Below are 18291 nucleotides of genomic sequence, written 5' to 3' on the forward strand. Positions count from 1 at the left end.
GGTGATCCCGGTACTCGTCACTCTGCTCATCCTCAACGGTGTCTTCAACGCCGTCGTCTGGCCTGCCTTCTACCGACGCGTGGCGCGCGACGAACGTTCGCGCGACGAGCGTGGTCGCGCCACCCGCTTCCTCGTCGTCCACACCGTGTTGATCGCGGTGGCAGTGATCCTCGCGGCGGTCTCGATCCTCGCCGGGGTCATCGCCGCGACCGGCGCGTGGACCTGACCCGCGCGGCCTGCACACCCCGCGGGGCGCGCGCAAGTGGTTCGGCCCACCCCGCAACACTGACTAGCGTTGTCGGGTGGTAACGACTCCCCCGACGCACCCGCCAGGCCGCATCCGAAGCCTCGACGGCCTCCGTGGGGTCGCGGCTCTGGTCGTCCTGCTGCACCACTGGCTGCTGATCGCACGTCCGCTGCTCGAGGGCACAGTGAGCTGGGCGGTGATCTCGGAGTCTCCCGTGAAGCTCCTCACGGCCGGCAACGAGGCGGTCCTCGTCTTCTTCGTCCTCTCGGGGCTCGTCGTAGTCCTGCCCGTGTTCCGCGAGAACTTCTCCTGGATGGGATTCCTCTCGGCACGAGTCGTCCGTCTGTACGGGCCGGTCATCGCCTCCCTGGGGCTGAGCGCCCTGCTGATCTTCCTCGTTCCACGCGACCGGTCAACGATGCCCCCGGGGTCCTGGATGGCCGAGACGCACGCCGAGAGCGTCACGTGGCAGTCGTTCCTCGCGCAGGCATCCCTCGTCCCGCGTCAGTACTCCCTGAACAACCCCCTCTGGTCGCTGCACTGGGAGCTCCTGTATTCCATCGTCCTGCCGCTCGCCACGGCTCTCGCGCTCCTCGTCCGGCGGCACGCCCTGGCCGCGGTGCTCCTCTGCTGCGCGCTCAGCGTGGCGGGTCGCCTGTTCGAGCAGAGCGAACTCCTCTACTTCCCCGTCTTCGTGATCGGCACGATCATGGCCGCGCGCATGCCAGATCTGCTGGCGTGGGTCGAACGCCCGCGACCTCGGTGGTTCATGCCGCTGTTCACGCTCGTGAGCGTCCTCATGCTCATCGGCAGCTGGCTCGCGCGCCCGATCGTCCCGAGCGGCACCGACCTCAGCCAGGTGCTGTGGGCCTTCGCCGCCCCCGGCGCTGCGGGGATCGTCCTCGTCGCGCTCGCGTGGGGACCCGCGATCCGGCTGTTCGAGACGCGCCCGATCCAGTGGCTCGGCAAGATCTCCTTCAGCCTTTACCTCGTGCACGTCCCGGTGCTTGCGACCCTCGCCTTCGCCTTCGGTTCCGAGGCGTGGGGGCTCGTCGGCCTTCTCGGCATCCCGATCAGCGTGCTCGTGGCCTGGGGGTTCTACGAGGTTGTCGAAGCTAGAATGCATAAGGCGGCGCGACGCGTCCACCGAGCTGTTGCGGCGCGAGCCCGTCGCCGGGCCGGTGAAGTCGCGCCCTGACCTGCCGTCGACGAGAGCACAGCACATACATGCGTTCGCCCCTTCCGCCCGCCGTCACCCGTGCTGTCCGCTCGGCGCTGAGCCGCGCGAAGCGCATCCCGACGTCGGAGCAGATCGCCTGGGCGAGGTCCCGGCCGATCCGGCATCGGACGGTGGTCTACGAATCCTTCGCCGGTAACGGCGCGCTCTGCAACCCCGAGGCGATCTTCCGATCGCTGCTCGCCGACCCCGAGTTCGCCGATCTGACGCACATCTGGTCGATCAGTGATCCGGATGCCGCGGCGGCACTTCGCGCGGAGTTCGCCGACACCCGCAATGTCGTCATCGTTGCACGCGGGAGTGCCGCGTACTGGCGCGCCGTCTCGACAGCCGGATATCTCGTCAACAACGCCACCTTCCCCCCGGCGTTCAGCAAGCGCGTCGGCCAGGTCTACCTGAACACCTGGCACGGGACGCCTCTCAAGCTCATGGGCTTCGACATGCCCGGAGGTGCGCGCGAATCCGCCAACACCCTGCGCAACCTCCTGAATGCCGATTACCTCCTCGCGGCCAACCCGTTCATGGCCGAGACCATGTACGAGGACGCGTACCAGCTCCGCAACGTCTACCGCGGCGCGATCATCGAAGAGGGCTATCCGCGTATCGACCGGCAGTGGATGTCGGATGCGGAGCGGGAGCAGCGCGTCGGTGCGCTCGCCGCTCAGTTGGGCACGTCGCTGACCGGGAAACGCATCGTGCTGTTCGCCCCGACCTGGCGGGGCAACTCCTTCCAGGCCCCCGATGCGGATCTCGCGCACCTGGCCGACCAGGTCGCCGGACTCCAGCGGGAGCTCGGCGACGAGGTCGCTGTGCTCCTCAAGACCCACCAGGTGGTGCACCGGGCGGCCAGCGGCATCCCGGCTCTGCGCCGTGTCCTCGTGCCGAACATCGTCGCAACGAACGTCCTCCTCGGCCTCGCCGACGCGCTCGTCACGGACTACTCCTCGATCTTCTTCGACTACCTGGCAACCGGCAGACCCATCGGCTTCCTCGTTCCCGATGGCGACGCGTACTCCGCCGATCGAGGCACCTACATGCCGCTGGACGAACTCCCCGGCCCTGTGCAGACCGATCCTCTGGCGCTCGGGCGCGACCTCGCCGACCTGCTGCGGCCGAATGCCGCGGCACACCCGCGGTACGCAGAATGGGCGGAACGATTCGTCCCGTACGACGACGGTCGAGCGACCGCCCGCGTCATCGACGTCGTGTTCCGTGGCCGCGAGGAGGGACGCCGCGTGCGCCCCGCGCGGCGGGACGACCGTCCCCGTCTGCTGTTCTACCTGGGCGGGATGCGTCTGAACGGCATCACGACCGCGGCCGTGAACCTCCTGAATTCGCTCGACACCGAGCGCTACGACGTGACGGCTCTCATGGCCTTCCCCCGGGGGGCGACGACCCGTCACAACCAGACCCGCCTGAACCCGAACATCCGACAGGTCTTCCGCGTCGGCGGCATGAACGGCCTGAAAGCGCGTCAGATCATGCGACGCGTCGCGGACGTCAGCACCGACCCGCTCCGCGCGCACCGCCGCCTCGGGCACCGCACGCTGTGGCGGGACGAGTGGACACGCATCTTCGGGTCGGCCAAGTTCGACTGGGTCGCGGACTTCAGCGGATACAGCCCGTTCTGGGCGCACTTGATGCTGCATTCGCCACGCGCGGTGCGCGCGATCTGGCTGCACAACGAGATGGCCGCCGACCGCGACCGTACCGTCAACGGCAAGCAGGCGTTCCGGCGTTCGCTGGGGCGGGTCTTCGCGATGTACCGGGCCTACGACCAGCTCGTGTCCGTCTCCCCTGCCCTCACGGATCTCAATCGCGCCGAGCTCGCCGACTACGCCCGCCCGGACAGTTTCGTCACTCTCAGAAACCTTCCGGATCTCGTCTCCGCCGAGGCCGTCGACGAGCGCGACGAAGACGGTGACGAACCCGAGGACGACGCGATCCTGGGGCAGGTGCTCGACGCCACCCTCGCGGCCCCCGGCATCCGGAGGTTCGTCTCGGTGGGCCGGCTGTCGACCGAGAAGAACCATGCCCGTCTCATCCGCGCGTTCGCTCGCCTCGCATCGGAAGCTCCCGACAGCCAGCTCTTCATCGTCGGCGGCGGGCCGTTGCGCGCGCAGCTCGAGCAGCAGGTGCGGGATGCCGGTCTGACCGGACGGGTCTTCCTGACCGGACCGCTCCGGGACCCGGTGTCCGTCATGCGACGGTGCGACTGCTTCGTCCTCTCCAGCGACTACGAGGGGCAGCCGATGGTCCTCATTGAAGCCGCCCAGTTGGGGCTGCCCATCGTCTCGACGGCATTCGGCTCCGCGCGCGGCGCTCTGCCGGGCGATGACATGCACATCGTCGACCGTGACGACGAGGCACTCGCCGAGGGGATGTCCGCATTCCTCGAGGGCCGGGTCGCGCCGGCATCGCTCGACGTGGAGGCGTACACCGCGGAGGTGCTCTCGCAGTTCGATGCGCTGATCCCGCGGGGTGCGCCCGTGCGCGCTCCCCACGCCACGGGCACGCAGTGACGGTCGACGCGCCGGTTCCGGCGCCCGACGCCGGCGTCACGTTCGTGATGCCCGTACTCAACGAGCGCGATTACCTCGAACGCGCGGTCGAGACGGTCCTGCAGCAGGACGTCGACGGTCCCGCCGAGCTGATCCTCGCCCTCGGACCGTCTTCCGACGGGACGACCGAGCTCGCACAGCGGCTGGCCTCGGCCGACGCGCGCATCCGCCTCGTCGACAACCCGCGAGCCGACATCCCCGTGGCCCTGAACCTGGCGATCCGCGCGGCGCGGCATCCCACCATCGTCCGCGTCGACGCCCACTCCGAACTCGCGCCGGGGTACACGCGTCGAGCACTGTCCACCCTGGACCGCGTTCGCGCCGCCAACGTCGGCGGTGTGATGCGTGCGGACGGACGCACGCCGTTCCAGCGAGCCGTCGCGATCGCGTACAACTCCCCGGCCGGCCTGGGCGGGGGCGCGTACCACGGCGGCGCCCCGGAAGGACCTGCCGAATCCGCATACCTCGGCGTCATGCGCCGGAGCGTGTTGGAGGAGGTCGGGCTCTTCGACGAGTCGATTCGGCGCGGAGAGGACTGGGAGCTCAATCTCCGCATCCGGCAGGCCGGTTACCGTGTGTGGTTCGACCCGGAACTCGCCGTCACCTACTGGCCACGCGAGAACTGGGCGCGTCTCGCCCGCCAGTTCGTCGCCACGGGCACGTGGCGCGGAGAACTCGTCCGCCGGTTCGGACGCCAGAACTCGCTGCGCTTCTTCGCGCCGCCGGCGCTCGTCGTCGCTTTCACGATGAGCATCGTCCTCGGCATCCTGCAGGTCACCGGTACCGTGAGCGGACTCTTCGCAGCGGTCCTCTCCGTCGTCCACCTTCCCGTGGCGCTCTACGTCCTGGGAGTGCTCGCGTTCAGCGCGATCGCCGGACGGACTCTCGGTCAACGCGCATGGCTCGCGGCGGTGCTTCCCACGATGCACCTCGCGTGGGGCGCTGGCTTCCTCATCGGAGTCCTCAGAGGCGCTCACGACACCGTCGACACGTCCCGCCTGGACCGCAACACGCCTCTGCCCTGACGCCTGTCAGTCGCGCAGGATCATGCCCTGGTCGAGAAGCCTGGCCACGACGCGCTCGGCGGCCCGCCCGTCGTCGCGGGCGTTGAATCGCGCGACCCACGATGCATAGCGTTCGGCGTAGCGCTCGGGCGTGCTCGCGTCGGTGAGCGCCGCCGTGAGCTCCTCCTGCGTCGAGGTCAGCGGGCCGGGCGCCCGCGCGGCCAGGTCGAAGTAGAACCCCCGTAGCTTGCCGCGGTAGTGGTCGAGATCCGGAGCGAAGAAGTAGACGGGCTTCCCGGTGACGGTGAAATCGAACATCACCGAGGAGTAGTCCGTGATGAGCGCATCCGCGGCGAGCAGGAGGGCGGAGGTGTCGGGGAAGGCCGTGACGTCGATCACTCGCGAACCGATCGAATCGGTGCCCGGCACGAGTGTGCGCGAGTGCCCCCGGACGAGGACCACCGCCCCGGCGTCGGCTGCCAGGCGTTCGAGGTCGAGGAAGTCCACCATCTGATCACGGTCGTCCCGCCACGTCGGCGCGTAGAGGAGGACCCGCTCCTCCGGCGAGACGCCGAGACCCCGGCGTATGCGATCCCTGTCGCCCGTCGCGAGGACGTCGTTGCGCGGGTACCCCTCGACCCAGATCGGTCGTCGACCGAATGCATACGCCTTGGCGAGGATGCCCGCCGCGTAGGGGTTCTGTGCGAGCAGGACATCCCATCGCCTGCTCTCGCGGATGACGGCGAGGACGCGACGAGGGTCGAAGCCCGGACGCTGAAGAGCAAGACGCTTCAGCGGCGTACCGTGCCACGTCTGCAGGACGCGCTGGCCGGGACGACGGACGAACCGCTTGCGGAGCCAATCGTTGACGACGAGGAGACGAGCCGCGCCCCGGACCCGCCACCACTCGGGAGAACCCTCGACCACGGGGACAGCGCCGTCCGGTACATCGACGGAGCGGTCGGCCACGCTCCAATACCGCGTCACCCCCGGAGCCACGCGAGCGAGCTCCGCGTCGATCGCTCGCGGGTTGCAGCTCGCGTTCCGGCCGTAGAAGCTCTCGAACAGCACCGCGTTCTCGAGCGGAGACGATGCGCGGGCGTAGGTGCTCTCGAGTGCGGACTGGCCGCCGGTGGAGGCATCCGCGTCCGTCAGCGGGGGCGAGACGATCACCCGTCCGCCCTGGACCTCGACGGCGAGCATCTCGCCCACCGCCCGCGGGAACGCCACGAGATCTGCGGCGTGGACCTCGCGGCCGTCCATCACGACGCGGTACGTCCCGCTCGGGAGGGCGAGCAGCGGGCCGCCCCACCGCGAGACGCGCAGCGGGACCGTGGCCCGCCACCCGGCATCCGTTTCGGCGATGGAGCCCGCGACACGGGCGCGCGGACCCTCGAGACGGATCTCGGCAGGAGCCGGCCCCGCCCCCTCGAGGATGAGGGCATCGCCCGGCGCCAGTGCGGCCTGGATCATTCCTTGCCTTTCGTCGTTCGCGACGCGGCGAGACCGCGCCGGATGGCGCGGTACACGCGCTCGGCGTTACGGCCGTCACGGTAGGCGTGGACGCGAGAACTGAGGTCCTGTGCCCGTGCGATCCGCCGGGCACGCTCGGAGTCGTCGAGGAGAACGATCGCGAGTCGGCGTGCGACCTCGCCCCACGTGGTCGCCGCATCCTCGCCCGCGAGGTCGCGATATCTCCCGTAGAAGCCCCGTTCGACGGCGTAGCGACGCTCGTCCGGAGCGAAGAACACGACGGGAAGCGGGATGAGCGCCGTGTCGTAGATGAGGGAGGAGTAGTCGGTGATCAATGCATCGAACGCCGGGAGAACCGGTGTGACGTCCGCGATGAGGTCCGCTCCCAGCCGCCGGACGCGGTCCGTCCCCGGGGGTGGCGCGTACTCCCCCGCGCCGAGGGGGTGCGAGCGGATCACGAGGACGGCATTCGCCGATTCGAGCGCCTCGACGATCGTCGCCCATTCGGCCGGCCCCGGGATCGCGGGATCCGGCGCCCCGTCCCGCCACGTGGGTGCGTAAAGCACGAGGTGCGCGCCGGAAGTCGGTCCGACCAGCGCCTCGACCGAAGCCCGTGCGTCTGCTGCCGAGCCGTCGGCGAGCACGTCCACACGGGGTTCACCGGTGACCGGGATCCTGTCGTGACTCAGCCCGAATGCCGACTCCAGGCGACCGCGGACGAGGTGGGATGCGGCGGGCAGCAGACAGATGCGTCGTTGCGTGCGCCGGTAGGCGTACCGCAGGAGAGGAGCGAGTCCCGGCAGGTTGACCGGCGCTTTCGCTGTGACCGGTGAGTCGAGTCCGAGGCGCTTTAGGGGGATGCCATGCCACAGCTGGACGAGGAATGATCCCGCAGTCCCGTACCGGTTCACATCGCCGGCGCCGTGGGTGACGACGACCACCCTGGCCCTGGCAGTGAGCCAGAACCCGCGCACACCGCCCTTCGGCACAGAAGGCACGCCGGCGCGTCGGGCGGCAGCGGCATCCTTCTCGGAGCCCGTCAGCCAGACGGCGTGCTCCCCGTTCGCCGCGGCGACCTGCCAGAGCGCCCACGCCCCCTCGCCGATTCCGGCGGCGGAGCCGAACACCCACAGATCCCTGGACCGAGGGATAAACCGCGTCGCAACGAGGCCCAGCACGTGGAGCGGGAGTCTCAGCACCTGCGCCGCGTTGCCCGACGAGAACGAGAACGACCCCATCCCGCGAGCCTATCGCGGGATGGGGTCGCGCCTCGGAGGGGCGCTGGAGCGATCAGTCGCTCAGCGTGCCGAGCGTGACGTCGGCGCTCTGCGATCTGCCGTCACGGACGTAGACGAGGTTCGCCGAGCTGCCTGCCGCCAGAGCGCGGACCTGGGCCGTGAGGTCGGTGGCGTCGCGGACCGGGACTCCGTCGAATTCCGTGACGACGTCGCCCGCCTTCAGGCCCGCCTGCGCTGCTGCGCCGCCCGGGGTCACCTGGCTGATGAGCGCACCGGCGACGGTGCTGTCCTCCGCGTCCGCGGCATTGCCGACCATCGCGCCGAGCAGGCCGTGGGTGGCCTTGCCGTCCTTGATGATCTCGTCTGCAACACGCTTGACCACGTTCGACGGGATCGAGAAGCCGACTCCGATGGAGCCCGCCTCGCTGGAGGAGGACGAACCGCCGCCCGCGGTCGCGATCGCGACGTTGATGCCGATGAGATTGCCTTCATCGTCGACGAGTGCGCCACCCGAGTTCCCCGGGTTGATGGCGGCATCCGTCTGGATGACCGCGATCGAGATCGTTCCCGACGAACCCGAACCGCGCTGCTCGCCCTGGCCGAAATCGAACTGGAACGGCGACTCGCCGTTCTGGCCCTGTCCCTGCTCCTGCTCGCCCGAGTCGGGGACGGCGGAGGAGGCGATCTGGATGGAGCGGTTCAGTGCGCTGACGATGCCGGTCGTGACCGTGTTGGACAGGCCGAGCGGGGCGCCCACAGCGACGGTCGTGTCCCCGACATTGAGCTTGGCGGAGTCGGCGAAGGTGATGGGAGTGAGGTCTGTCGCGTCCGTCAGCTTGATGACGGCGAGGTCGTAGATCGGATCGGTGCCCACGATCTTCGCGTTGAAGACGCGGCCGTCGGAGGTCGTGACCCGGAGGGACGCGTCGGAGCTCGCTCCGTCCAGGGTCACCACATGCGTGTTGGTGACGACGTAGCCGTCCTCGCTGAGGATGACTCCGGATCCCGTACCGCCGCCGCTCGACGACGTGGCGCTGATGGTCACGACGCTGGGAAGCGTCTTGGTAGCGATGCCCGTGGTCTGGTTGACCTGGTCCGGATCATTGACCGTGATCTGGGTCGACCCCTTGGGCGCGACCGCGGCCGCCTGTGGCTGGAAGACGTCGTTCCCGATCGCTGCACCGCCGAGGCCCGACACCGCGCCCACGATGGCAGCGGCGACGAGCACCGCCACGATCTTGCCCGAGCCGACCTTCGCGTCGTGAGACCGCTCCGCCGCCGGCTCACCGGGCTGGGGCTGCGTCGAGAACGCCGCGCCCGGGGCGTGCTGGCCGGCATCCTGGGCGCCCTGCGGGTGGGTCGCCTGCCCGTACCACCCCTGGCCGGAGTGATGCGCAGGCGTGGCCTGGGCGTCCGGGGCACCCTGGTGACCGGGCGCACCGGATTCAGGCAGCGGCGGACGCGGGGGCACATTCGCTCCGGACGTGTTCGGGTCGGGGGTGTTCGAATCGCTCATGGGACTGCTCCTTTTTCGAGGCGACTTCAGAGTGCTCCCGGAGTCTGTGGACCAGCTATGCCACCCCTCCGATCAGCCTATGGGAGTGCGCCGGGCATCCGGGTCGCCCGGCGATACGCTGGGCCCGTGCTGCACATATCCGGCGCCTGGCAACGCGCAGCCCGCGGAGCGGGCCTCCTGTCCCCCGACGGCGACCTGACCCCCACGATCTTCGCCGAGATCACGGCGGCGGCCGTCCGGCACGACGCCGTCAATCTCGGCCAGGGCTTCCCCGACGAGGACGGGCCTTCAGAGGTGCTCGACGCAGCTCTGACAGCGATCCGCAGCGGCGTCAATCAGTACCCGCCGGGGCGCGGCATGCCGGTCCTCCGAGAGGCGGTCGCGGACCACCAGCACCGGTTCTACGGCGTCGACCTCGATCCCGACCGCGAAGTCCTCGTCACCGCCGGCGCGACGGAGGCCCTGACCGCCGCGATCCTCGCGCTCCTCGACGGCTCCGATGACGAGGTCGTCGTCTTCGAACCGTTCTACGACTCCTACGCGGCTGCGGTCGCGCTCGCCGGGGCGCGCCTCGTTCCGGTCCCGTTGCGGTGGCCCGGCCTGGAGCCGGATGTGGACGACCTCCGGACGGCCGTCACCGACCGGACCCGGATCATCCTCGTCAACGATCCCCACAACCCGACCGGAACGATGTTCTCCGCCGAGGTCCGCGAGGAGATCGTCCGGCTCGCGCATCTGCACGACGCGCTCATCGTGACCGACGAGGTCTACGAGCACCTGGTGATGTCGGGCAGCCACACACCGATCGCGACACTGCCCGGCGCAGCCGAGCGGACGCTCACGATCTCGTCCGGAGGGAAGACGTTCCGGACGACGGGATGGAAGGTCGGCTGGATCAGCGGGCCCGCTGATCTCGTGGACGCCGTCCTCGCCGTCAAGCAGTACCTCACCTACGTGAACGGGGCACCGTTCCAGCCCGCGATCGCCGTCGGCCTCGGCTTGCCCGACCGATACTTCGAGGACCTGGCGGCGACCCAGCGGGAACGGCGTGACCTGCTGGGCGCCGGACTCGTCGCCGCGGGATTCGAGGTGAGCACCCCCGCGGGCTCGTACTTCACGGTCGCCGACGTCCGCTCGATGCTCGCCGAGGGGGAGGATGCCGCCGACTTCTGCCGCGCGCTCCCCGAGCGCGTCGGCGTGGCGGCGATTCCCGTGACGGCGTTCGTGACACCCGGCCACCGGGCGGAGTACGCAACGCTCGTCCGCTTCGCATCCTGCAAGCGGACGGACGTCATCGCAGAGGCTGCGCGGCGTTTGGCGGCATCCGCCCGTTGACGCGCGACGCGCGCGTCACACGCGCGGAACGACCGTGTACCGGCGCAGGGCGAGGGCGGGATTGACGCGGCGCACCCGCTCGACGGCACGCACGTCGACGAAGGCGACGGCGACATCGGTGGCCGTCCCGATGTGCACGACCGGCACGCCCTGCGGGTCGATGACGACCGAGTGCCCCACGCCGAGCGGCGGCGGGTGGTCCGCGCCGGCGACGTACAGGGTGTTCTCTATGGCGCGGGCCTGCAGCAGCGTGCGCCAGTGGTCCTCTTTCAGGGGGCCCCGCACCCATTCCGCTGCGACGAGGACGACGTGCGCGCCGGTGTCCGCGAGCACGCGGGCGACCTCCGGGAAGCGGAGGTCGTAGCAGGTCATGAGGGCGAACCGGATGCCGCCGGTGTCGAACGTCTCCGCGACGTCGATGTCCCCCGGCTCGACCCAGTCCGATTCGCGCTGCCCGAAGGCGTCGTACAGGTGGAGCTTGCGGTACCGCGCGACGATGCCACCGGCATCCACGGCGACGACGGTGTTCCGGACTCGGCCCGGGGACGCCGCCCGTTCGACCAGCCCCGCGACGATGTGCACGTCGTGCGCCGCCGCCAGCGCGGTGAGCGCGCGGACGAACGGTCCGTCGAGGTCCTGTGCGTGCTCTGCCAGGGAGGCGTCGAAGGGGTCGACGAAGTAGCTCGAGTACTCCGGGAAGAGCACGACGTCGGCGCCGCGGCGGCGTGCACGCTCCACCAGGTCGGCGATGGCGTCGAGGTTGGCCGACTCATCGGCGGTCGGAGCGAACTGGGCCACGGCGACGCCGAGGGGCGTGACGGTCATGAGGTCCTCTCCGAACGACGACGGGCGATCACGGGTGCGACGACCCACAGTCCCACGATGACGGCGGCGAGACCGGCACCCGCCACCCAGGATGCCGCACCACCGACGACGACGTCGAACACGAACACCACGACGCCGATCAGGAGCAGGGACACCAGCCCGAGCGAGCCCAGCATGCAGAGGTGACCGAAGCGAACGATCGCGGGCTTCGCACGCCGCGCGAAGAGGAGCCGGTGGACCGATACGGGAGCGAGAGCGACGACGGCGCTGAACGCGGACAGCACCACCAACACCAGGTACATCCCCCGCTGGGTCGCGTTCAGGTCGCCGAACGAGGGCTGGAAGGCGAGGGCGAGGAGGAACCCTGTGAGGATCTGGGTTCCGGTCTGGAGCACGCGCAGCTCCTGCAGCACCTCGCTCCAGTTTCGGTCCGCCCGCTCGTCTTGCGTCTCGTCCCGACCGTCGGGTTGGGCGTCCGAAGTGACATCGGGGTCTCGCGCAGACATGTCCTCATCCTGCCCATTCGTGGCGCAGTCTGCGCCCCGATTCGCGTCCTCCCGAATCGCGTGCTAGTGTTTTCTCTTGTGCCGCGGGGTGGAGCAGTTCGGTAGCTCGCTGGGCTCATAACCCAGAGGTCGCAGGTTCAAATCCTGTCCCCGCAACAAAAAAGAAGGCGTTCCCTCTCCGGAGGGGACGCCTTCTTCGCGTGTCAGGGCGGGTCAGTCCGGCAGCATCGCCGTCTCCATGTCCGCCAGGAAGCGCACGATCGTGCGGAGCTCCGAATCCGTGTAGGCGTCTGCGGCAGTCCGCATCCGACGCAGCCTGTCGCCGAAGTGACGGCGGAACGTCGTGCGCGCCTCGTCGGTCAGCACAACGATTCGAGCGCGACGATCATGCGGATGCGGGATGCGGTTCAGGTAACCGTCTGCGGTGAGCCGGTCCAGCAGCTTCGTCGTCGACGCCGTCGAGATGGCGAGGTGCGACGCCAGGTCGTTCGGCTTCACGACCTCGCCGTGCTGCTCCCGGATGATGAGCATCCGCAGCGCCGCGAGATCGGTCGCGTTCATGTCCATGTCACCGCGCATACCCGCGTACATTCGATCCAGGGAGTCCGAGAACGCGCGGACGGCCTCGAGTGCACTCATCACGACAGCGCCACGCTCGGTGGTCGGGACCCACGGTTCTGCAACCATTGGACACCTCCTGGGTCGATAGGTAGCATGTCGGATGATCGCTAGATAATCTAGCAACTTACGGAGGAATCGTGTCTGACATCGAGTACGTCGTCTTGATGGATGATGACGGCCGCGACATCGGGACGGCTCCCAAGGCAACGGTCCACGGTACCGACACGGCACTCCATTTCGCATTCTCCTGCCACGTCTACAACTCGCAAGGCCAGATCCTGGTGACGCGCCGAGCGCTCAGCAAGGCGGCGTGGCCCGGAGTATGGACCAACTCGTTCTGCGGTCACCCCGGCCCGGGCGAAGCGGTCCTCGACGCCGTCCACCGGCGCGCCGCGCACGAGGTCGGGTTGGCCGTACGCGACGTGACGCCGACCATCCCGGGCTTCCGCTACCGCGCGGTCGATGCATCCGGGATCGTCGAGAACGAGATCTGCCCCGTCTACGTCGCCTACACGGACGAGGAGCCGGTGCTCAATCCGGACGAAGTCGCCGAAGCACGATGGGTCGACCCTGCCGACCTCGCCGCCTCGGTCTCGGCGGCGCCCTGGGCGTTCAGCCCGTGGCTCGTCCTCCAGGCGCAGCAGTTCGATCTGGCAGACCCGGTGTCCGTCCGGAGGGCCTCATGATCGCCCTGTCCGCAATTGCCCGACGCGAGATCGATGATGCCCTGCAGGTCGCGCTCGAGCGTCTCCGCATCCGTTCCGCCGCCCTCGGCGAGGCATCGGCCGCCCTCGGCGAGGCCACCGCCGCCTCCGCCACGGGCGGGAAGCAGCTGCGACCAGCGCTCGTCGTCGCGGCGTTCCAGGCCTTCGGCGGCGACATCGGCCACTCCCCCGGACTGTGGCGCGTCGCCGCAGCGTTCGAACTCCTGCACGCCGCATTCGTGGTGCACGACGACCTGATCGACGGAGACGTCGAGCGTCGCGGCATCCCGAACGTCGTCGGACGGTTCCGCGAACGCGCTCTGGCGCGCGGCGGGGATGCCGATGACGCGAACCTCCTCGGGGCCGCTGCGGCGGTCCTCGCCGGCGATCTCCTGCTCTTCGAGGCGACGCGCCTGATCGCCACCGCGCCCGTGACCGCACCGCAGCGCGCCGCGCTGTTCGTCCTCCTCGACGACGCCCTGCTGGTCTCGGCCGCCGGCGAACTCGCCGACGTCGAGCAGACCATCGGCGCGGACCTCCCGCCCACCGATTCGCTGATCCGCACCGCCCGCGACAAGACGGCCTTCTACTCCTTCCAGGCCCCGCTCGCCGCCGGTGCGCTCCTCGCGGGAGCCAGCGACGACGAGCGCACGGCACTCGAATCCGCGGGCTCGGCGATCGGGGTGGCCTTCCAACTCGCCGACGACCTCATCGGCACCTTCGGGTCTCGGGCGGAGGCCGGGCGCGAGCCGGGTGCCGATCTCCGCGCGTCGAAGCGGACGCCTCTGATTGCCATGGCGGCCGAAACCGAGGCGTGGCCGCGCATCGCGTCCGCCCTCGCCATGGCGCCGACCGGTCCCATCGCCATCGCCGAGGCGCAGCGCGAGCTCGCCGCCAGCGGCGCACGGGATCGTGCTGTCGAGATGATCGCCGAGACGCTCCGCGCCGCACGCAGCCATGCCGCCGACGCCGCGCTCCCGCGCGACGCCGTCGTTCTGCTCGCCTCCCTCGCGGCTGCCGTGGAGGACCGCATCCCTCGATGAGCGACTCCCTTTACGACGAGACCGCAGCAGCAGCGGCGGCATCCGTCATCCGCGCCTACTCCACGTCCTTCGGACTCGCCACCACTCTTCTCGGGCCGCGCGTGCGGGGCCATGTGCGGAACGTGTACGCTCTCGTCCGGGTCGCCGACGAGATCGTCGACGGTGCTGCCGATGCCGCAGGCGTCCCGCTGGACGAGCAGCGACGCGTCCTCGACGCACTCGAGGCGGAGACCTACGCGGCGATCGACCGCGGCTTCAGCGCGAACCTCGTCGTGCATGCGTTCGCGCGGACCTCGAGGCAGAGCGGGATCGCGAGGGTGCATATCGAGCCGTTCTTCGCGTCGATGCGAACCGACCTCGAGCGGGCCGAGCACGACGACGCCTCGCACGACGACTACGTGTACGGCTCCGCGGAGGTCGTCGGCCTCATGTGCCTGCAGGTCTTCGTCAACGCGGGGAGCGCGTCACCGCGGGATCCCGACGCGGAGCTCGTTTCGGGTGCCCGGCGACTCGGAGCGGCGTTCCAGGACATCAACTTCCTGCGCGACCACGCCGATGACGCGGGCCGCCTCGGCCGGGACTACCTCGGCGTGGGTGTCGGCGCCGAGCGACGCGCCGACGTCCTCGCACGCATCGACGCGGATCTGGATGCCGCCGCCGCGACGATCCCGCTCCTTCCCGCGGACTGCCGTGTCGCAGTCGCGACGGCGCACGGGCTGTTCGCCTCGCTCGCCGAGAGGCTGCACCGCACCGAGGATGTCGACACGCGCGTCCGCGTGCCCAATCCCGTCAAAGCCGCGATCGCGGTGCGCGCCGCCGTCGCGCACCGCACCCTGCTCCCCGCCCGACGGTCCGCACCCTCACGGAGGTCCCCCGCATGACCCGCCGCATCGCCATCATCGGAGGCGGGATCACCGGTCTCGCGACCGCTGCGCTCCTCGCCGACCGCGGGGATGAGGTGACCGTTTTCGAGGCTCTGGACGACGTCGGCGGTCGCGCCGGCAGCTGGGAGAAGGACGGCTTCCGCTTCGACACGGGCCCCAGCTGGTACCTCATGCCCGAGGTCTTCGACCACTTCTTCGCTCTCCTCGGCACGACTGCTGCGGAGCAGCTCGACCTCGTACGGCTCGACCCCGCCTACCGCGTCTACCACGAGGGCGAGCGTGAGCCGTTCGACGTCGTGTCGGGACGGGATGCCGCCGTCGCGGCCTTCGAGGCGCGCGAACCCGGCGCCGGTGCGAAGCTCGCCGCGTACCTCGACTCCGCCGGCGAGATCTACGACCTCGCCGTCTCGCGGTTCCTCTACGACCCGTACGTCTCCGTGAAGGGACTGGCCCACCCCGACGTCCTCAGGAAGCTCGGGACGCTCCTGCCGCTCCTGCTGCGCCCGCTCTCGACCCACGTCGAGAAGCAGTTCTCCGATCCGGTCCTCCAGCAGGTGCTCGGGTACCCGGCAGTGTTCCTGGGCGGCTCCCCGTACGACGCTCCGAGCCTGTACCACCTGATGAGCCACCTCGACCTCGACGACGGCGTGCTGTATCCGCGGGGCGGCTTCGTGCAGATCATCCGCGCCATTGCCCGCCTGGCCGAGGAGCGCGGTGCCGTGATCCGGACCTCGAGCAAAGTCGATCGGATCATCACCGTCGGCGACGTGGCCACCGGCATCCATCTCGCCGACGGCACCCGCGTCGAAGCCGATCACGTCATCTCCACGGCCGACATGCACCACACCGAGACGGAGCTGCTCGAGCCCGACCTCCGCTCGCGGAGCGACGCCTGGTGGGACAAGCGCGTCCCCTCGTTCGGCGCCCTCCTGATCCTCCTCGGCGTCGAAGGCGAACTGCCCGAGCTCGAGCACCACACCCTCCTGTTCACGAAGGACTGGAAGGCGAACTTCGACGCGATCTTCGGCGAGGACACCACCGGCGCGATCCCCGATCCCGCATCGCTGTACGTGTGCCGACCGAGCGCCACGGATGACGACGTCGCACCCGCCGGCCACGAGAACCTGTTCGTCCTCGTCCCCATGCCGGCCGCTCCCGAGCTCGGTCGCGGCGGCGTCGACGGCGCCGGCGACGCCCCTATCGAGGCCGCCGCGGACGCCGTCATCGCCCAGATCGCCGCCTGGACGGGTGTCGCCGACCTCGCCGACCGCGTGCGCGTGCGCCGCACCATCTCGCCCGGCGACTTCGCCGCCGACTTCGGCTCCTTCCGGGGCGGTGCGCTCGGCCTCGCCCACACCCTGCGGCAGTCGGCCATGTTCCGCCCGGGTCTGCGCTCGAAGGTGGACGGGCTGCTCTACGCCGGCCAGACGGTCCTGCCGGGCGTCGGTCTGCCGATGTGCCTCATCTCCGCCGAACTCGTCGTCAAACTCCTCGACGGCGACATCTCCACGGGTCAGATCCCCGAGCCCCTCGCCTCGGAGCGCTGAGGTCCATGCCGGGTCTCTACCTCGGCGCCCTGATCGTCTCGGCGCTCGGCGTGCTCGCCGTCGACCTGCGTCACCGACTCGCTTTCGGAGAGGCCCCGCGACGGACCGCTGTCCTCGTCCTCTGCGGGACCGTATTCCTCCTCGTCTGGGATCTCGTCGGGATCGCGACCGGCGTCTTCGTCCGTGGCGAGAGCCCGCTCCTCATCGGGATCGACCTCGCTCCGCACCTGCCGCTCGAGGAACCCGTCTTCCTCGCTTTCCTCTGTCACCTCGCCCTCGTGATCCACGCCGGCGTGACGCGCGCCCGCGCCGCACGACGCCGGCCCCGCGGACAGGAGACGACGTGACGTACCCGCTCATCGTCGTCCCGTTCCTCGTGATCACGGTCACCGTGACGCTCGCCTCTCTCCGGCGCCCCGGCCGTCGCGAACGACTGATCGCCTCAGCGTGGACGGCTGCCGTTCTCTTCGTCCTCACCGCGATCTTCGACAACATCATGATCGCCGCGGACCTCTTCACGTATCCCGAAGAGCACATCAGCGGCATCCGCGTCGGGCTCGCTCCTGTCGAGGACTTCGCCTACCCGCTCTGCGTCGCTTTCCTCCTCCCCGCGATCTCGGCCCTGATTCCCGAACGAAGGGATGCCGCGTGACACCGGTGCGCTTCGCCCGACAGCTCTTCGTGTCCTCCCGACCGGTCAGCTGGATCAACACCGCGTTCCCGTTCGCGGCCGCATACCTCCTGAGTGCGCGGGAGATCGACCTCGTCCTGGTGGTGGGGACGATCTTCTTCCTCGTTCCGTACAACGTCGCGATGTACGGCATCAACGACGTCTTCGACTACGAATCGGATCTGCGGAATCCCCGCAAGGGCGGCGCGCACGGCGCCATCCTCGAGAAGAGCCTGCACGCTCCGACCCTCTGGGCCTCCGGACTGCTGTGCGCGCCGTTCGTGGTCTTCCTGGTGATCGTCGGTCCGCCGCTGTCCTGGCTCGTCCTTCTCGTGAGCCTGCTCGCCGTCGTCTTCTACAGCGCTCCGCCCCTCCGTCTGAAGGAGCGGCCCTTCGCCGACTCGGTGACCAGCAGCATCCACTTCTTCTCGCCGGCGGTCTACGCGCTCGTGCTGACGGAGGCGACGTGGACACCGCAACTCGTCCTCATCATCGTCGGGTTCGCGCTGTGGGGCGCGGCCTCGCACGCATTCGGAGCGGTGCAGGACGTCGTCGCCGACCGCGAAGCGGGGATCTCGTCGATCGCGACGGTCCGCGGCGCCGCCTGGACGGTGCGCTTCTCGCTCGTCGCCTACGCGGCGGCGGGACTCGCGATGCTCGGCACCACGTGGCCTGGGCCCCTCGCGGCGATCGTCGCTCTCCCCTACCTCGCGACGGTGTGGCCGTACCGTTCGGTTCGCGATGAGGATGCCGCGTCCGCCACCCGCGGCTGGGACCGGTTCCTCTGGCTCAACCAGTTCGCCGGCTTCGTCGTCACGCTGCTGATGATCTGGTGGGGGCTGTTCCTGTCCTGAACAGCCCCCACCGGGTCATCGCGGGA

At 69.7% G+C, this 18291-nt stretch carries 18 protein-coding genes and 1 tRNA gene; 13 read left to right on the top strand and 6 right to left on the bottom strand.

The genetic code is table 11. The annotated features are described in order from the left end of the window. Position 1: 1 nt before the first annotated feature. The 4 genes from BLP38_RS05790 to BLP38_RS05805 all read left to right on the top strand — a co-directional run bounded on the left by BLP38_RS05790 (position 2) and on the right by BLP38_RS05805 (position 5070). The gene (locus tag BLP38_RS05790) at positions 2-226 is read left to right on the top strand and encodes an SCO4848 family membrane protein (protein WP_091354286.1); all 225 of its coding nucleotides are present in this window, start codon (positions 2-4) and stop codon (positions 224-226) included. A 76-nt stretch (positions 227-302) separates the two neighbouring features. Next, positions 303-1445 (top strand): acyltransferase family protein, encoded by a 1143-nt coding sequence (locus BLP38_RS05795; protein WP_091354289.1) that lies wholly within the window; start codon positions 303-305, stop codon positions 1443-1445. Between the two features lie 29 nt (positions 1446-1474). Further along, complete coding sequence (locus tag BLP38_RS05800; protein WP_091354293.1) at positions 1475-4006, top strand: glycosyltransferase; 2532 nt, start codon at positions 1475-1477, stop codon at positions 4004-4006. Then, positions 4003-5070: a glycosyltransferase family 2 protein gene (locus tag BLP38_RS05805; RefSeq protein ID WP_091354297.1), complete on the top strand. Its 1068-nt coding sequence runs from the start codon at positions 4003-4005 to the stop codon at positions 5068-5070. Before BLP38_RS05800 ends, BLP38_RS05805 begins: the two co-directional genes overlap by 4 nt. Positions 5071-5076: 6 nt before the next feature. On the opposite strand, the gene BLP38_RS05810 is transcribed toward BLP38_RS05805, so the two are convergent. The 3 genes from BLP38_RS05810 to BLP38_RS05820 are packed head-to-tail and all read right to left on the bottom strand — an operon-like array spanning position 5077 to position 9276. Further along, positions 5077-6522 carry a CDP-glycerol glycerophosphotransferase family protein gene (locus BLP38_RS05810; RefSeq protein ID WP_091354300.1) on the bottom strand — a complete coding sequence of 482 codons (1446 nt, stop codon included), beginning with the start codon at positions 6520-6522 and terminating at the stop codon, positions 5077-5079. Next, positions 6519-7760, bottom strand: coding sequence for a CDP-glycerol glycerophosphotransferase family protein (locus BLP38_RS05815; protein ID WP_091354303.1), 1242 nt, complete (start codon positions 7758-7760; stop codon positions 6519-6521). The genes BLP38_RS05810 and BLP38_RS05815 overlap by 4 nt, the downstream gene beginning before the upstream one ends. Positions 7761-7812: 52 nt before the next feature. After that, positions 7813-9276 (bottom strand): S1C family serine protease, encoded by a 1464-nt coding sequence (locus BLP38_RS05820; RefSeq protein WP_091354306.1) that lies wholly within the window; start codon positions 9274-9276, stop codon positions 7813-7815. Between the two features lie 126 nt (positions 9277-9402). On the opposite strand from BLP38_RS05820, the gene BLP38_RS05825 reads away from it, so the two are divergent. Next, entirely contained in the window at positions 9403-10611 is a 1209-nt protein-coding gene (locus BLP38_RS05825; protein ID WP_091354310.1) for an aminotransferase class I/II-fold pyridoxal phosphate-dependent enzyme, read from the top strand. 15 nt (positions 10612-10626) lie between these two features. Here BLP38_RS05825 and BLP38_RS05830 read toward each other — a convergent pair whose 3' ends face one another. Together BLP38_RS05830 and BLP38_RS05835 are read right to left on the bottom strand one after the other, a co-directional pair. Next, entirely contained in the window at positions 10627-11436 is an 810-nt protein-coding gene (locus BLP38_RS05830) for a carbon-nitrogen hydrolase family protein (protein ID WP_091354313.1), read from the bottom strand. Next, positions 11433-11942, bottom strand: a complete 510-nt coding sequence (locus tag BLP38_RS05835) for a DUF6328 family protein (RefSeq protein ID WP_091354316.1) — start codon at positions 11940-11942, stop codon at positions 11433-11435. Before BLP38_RS05835 ends, BLP38_RS05830 begins: the two co-directional genes overlap by 4 nt. Before the next feature lie 82 nt (positions 11943-12024). Here BLP38_RS05835 and BLP38_RS05840 point away from each other — a divergent pair. Beyond that, positions 12025-12098 (top strand) — tRNA-Met (locus tag BLP38_RS05840). Positions 12099-12155: 57 nt separating this feature from the next. Here the strand turns inward: BLP38_RS05840 and BLP38_RS05845 are convergent. Beyond that, complete coding sequence (locus BLP38_RS05845; protein ID WP_091354320.1) at positions 12156-12629, bottom strand: MarR family winged helix-turn-helix transcriptional regulator; 474 nt, start codon at positions 12627-12629, stop codon at positions 12156-12158. Positions 12630-12700: 71 nt separating this feature from the next. Between BLP38_RS05845 and idi the strand changes: the two genes are divergently transcribed. Genes idi through BLP38_RS05880 form a run of 7 tightly spaced genes read left to right on the top strand, consistent with a single transcriptional unit; the run spans position 12701 to position 18265 of the window. Continuing rightward, complete coding sequence (gene idi / locus BLP38_RS05850) at positions 12701-13249, top strand: isopentenyl-diphosphate Delta-isomerase (protein ID WP_091354324.1); 549 nt, start codon at positions 12701-12703, stop codon at positions 13247-13249. Continuing rightward, on the top strand, positions 13246-14310 hold the full coding sequence (locus BLP38_RS05855; protein ID WP_091354329.1) for a polyprenyl synthetase family protein: 1065 nt from the start codon (positions 13246-13248) through the stop codon (positions 14308-14310). Before idi ends, BLP38_RS05855 begins: the two co-directional genes overlap by 4 nt. Next, a complete protein-coding gene (locus tag BLP38_RS05860; RefSeq protein ID WP_091354332.1) occupies positions 14307-15191 on the top strand; it encodes a squalene/phytoene synthase family protein in 885 nt (294 codons plus the stop codon). Before BLP38_RS05855 ends, BLP38_RS05860 begins: the two co-directional genes overlap by 4 nt. Then, positions 15188-16741, top strand: coding sequence for a phytoene desaturase family protein (gene crtI, locus BLP38_RS05865; protein WP_091354335.1), 1554 nt, complete (start codon positions 15188-15190; stop codon positions 16739-16741). The genes BLP38_RS05860 and crtI overlap by 4 nt, the downstream gene beginning before the upstream one ends. A gap of 5 nt (positions 16742-16746) precedes the next feature. Then, on the top strand, positions 16747-17088 hold the full coding sequence (locus tag BLP38_RS05870) for a lycopene cyclase domain-containing protein (RefSeq protein WP_091354339.1): 342 nt from the start codon (positions 16747-16749) through the stop codon (positions 17086-17088). Continuing rightward, entirely contained in the window at positions 17085-17393 is a 309-nt protein-coding gene (locus BLP38_RS05875) for a lycopene cyclase domain-containing protein (RefSeq protein WP_091354342.1), read from the top strand. Before BLP38_RS05870 ends, BLP38_RS05875 begins: the two co-directional genes overlap by 4 nt. Continuing rightward, positions 17390-18265 (top strand): prenyltransferase, encoded by an 876-nt coding sequence (locus BLP38_RS05880; RefSeq protein WP_091354346.1) that lies wholly within the window; start codon positions 17390-17392, stop codon positions 18263-18265. The genes BLP38_RS05875 and BLP38_RS05880 overlap by 4 nt, the downstream gene beginning before the upstream one ends. The last annotated feature ends 26 nt before the right edge of the window (positions 18266-18291 follow it).

Source organism: Microbacterium sp. LKL04 (assembly GCF_900102005.1).
Classification (GTDB): Bacteria; Actinomycetota; Actinomycetes; order Actinomycetales; family Microbacteriaceae; genus Microbacterium.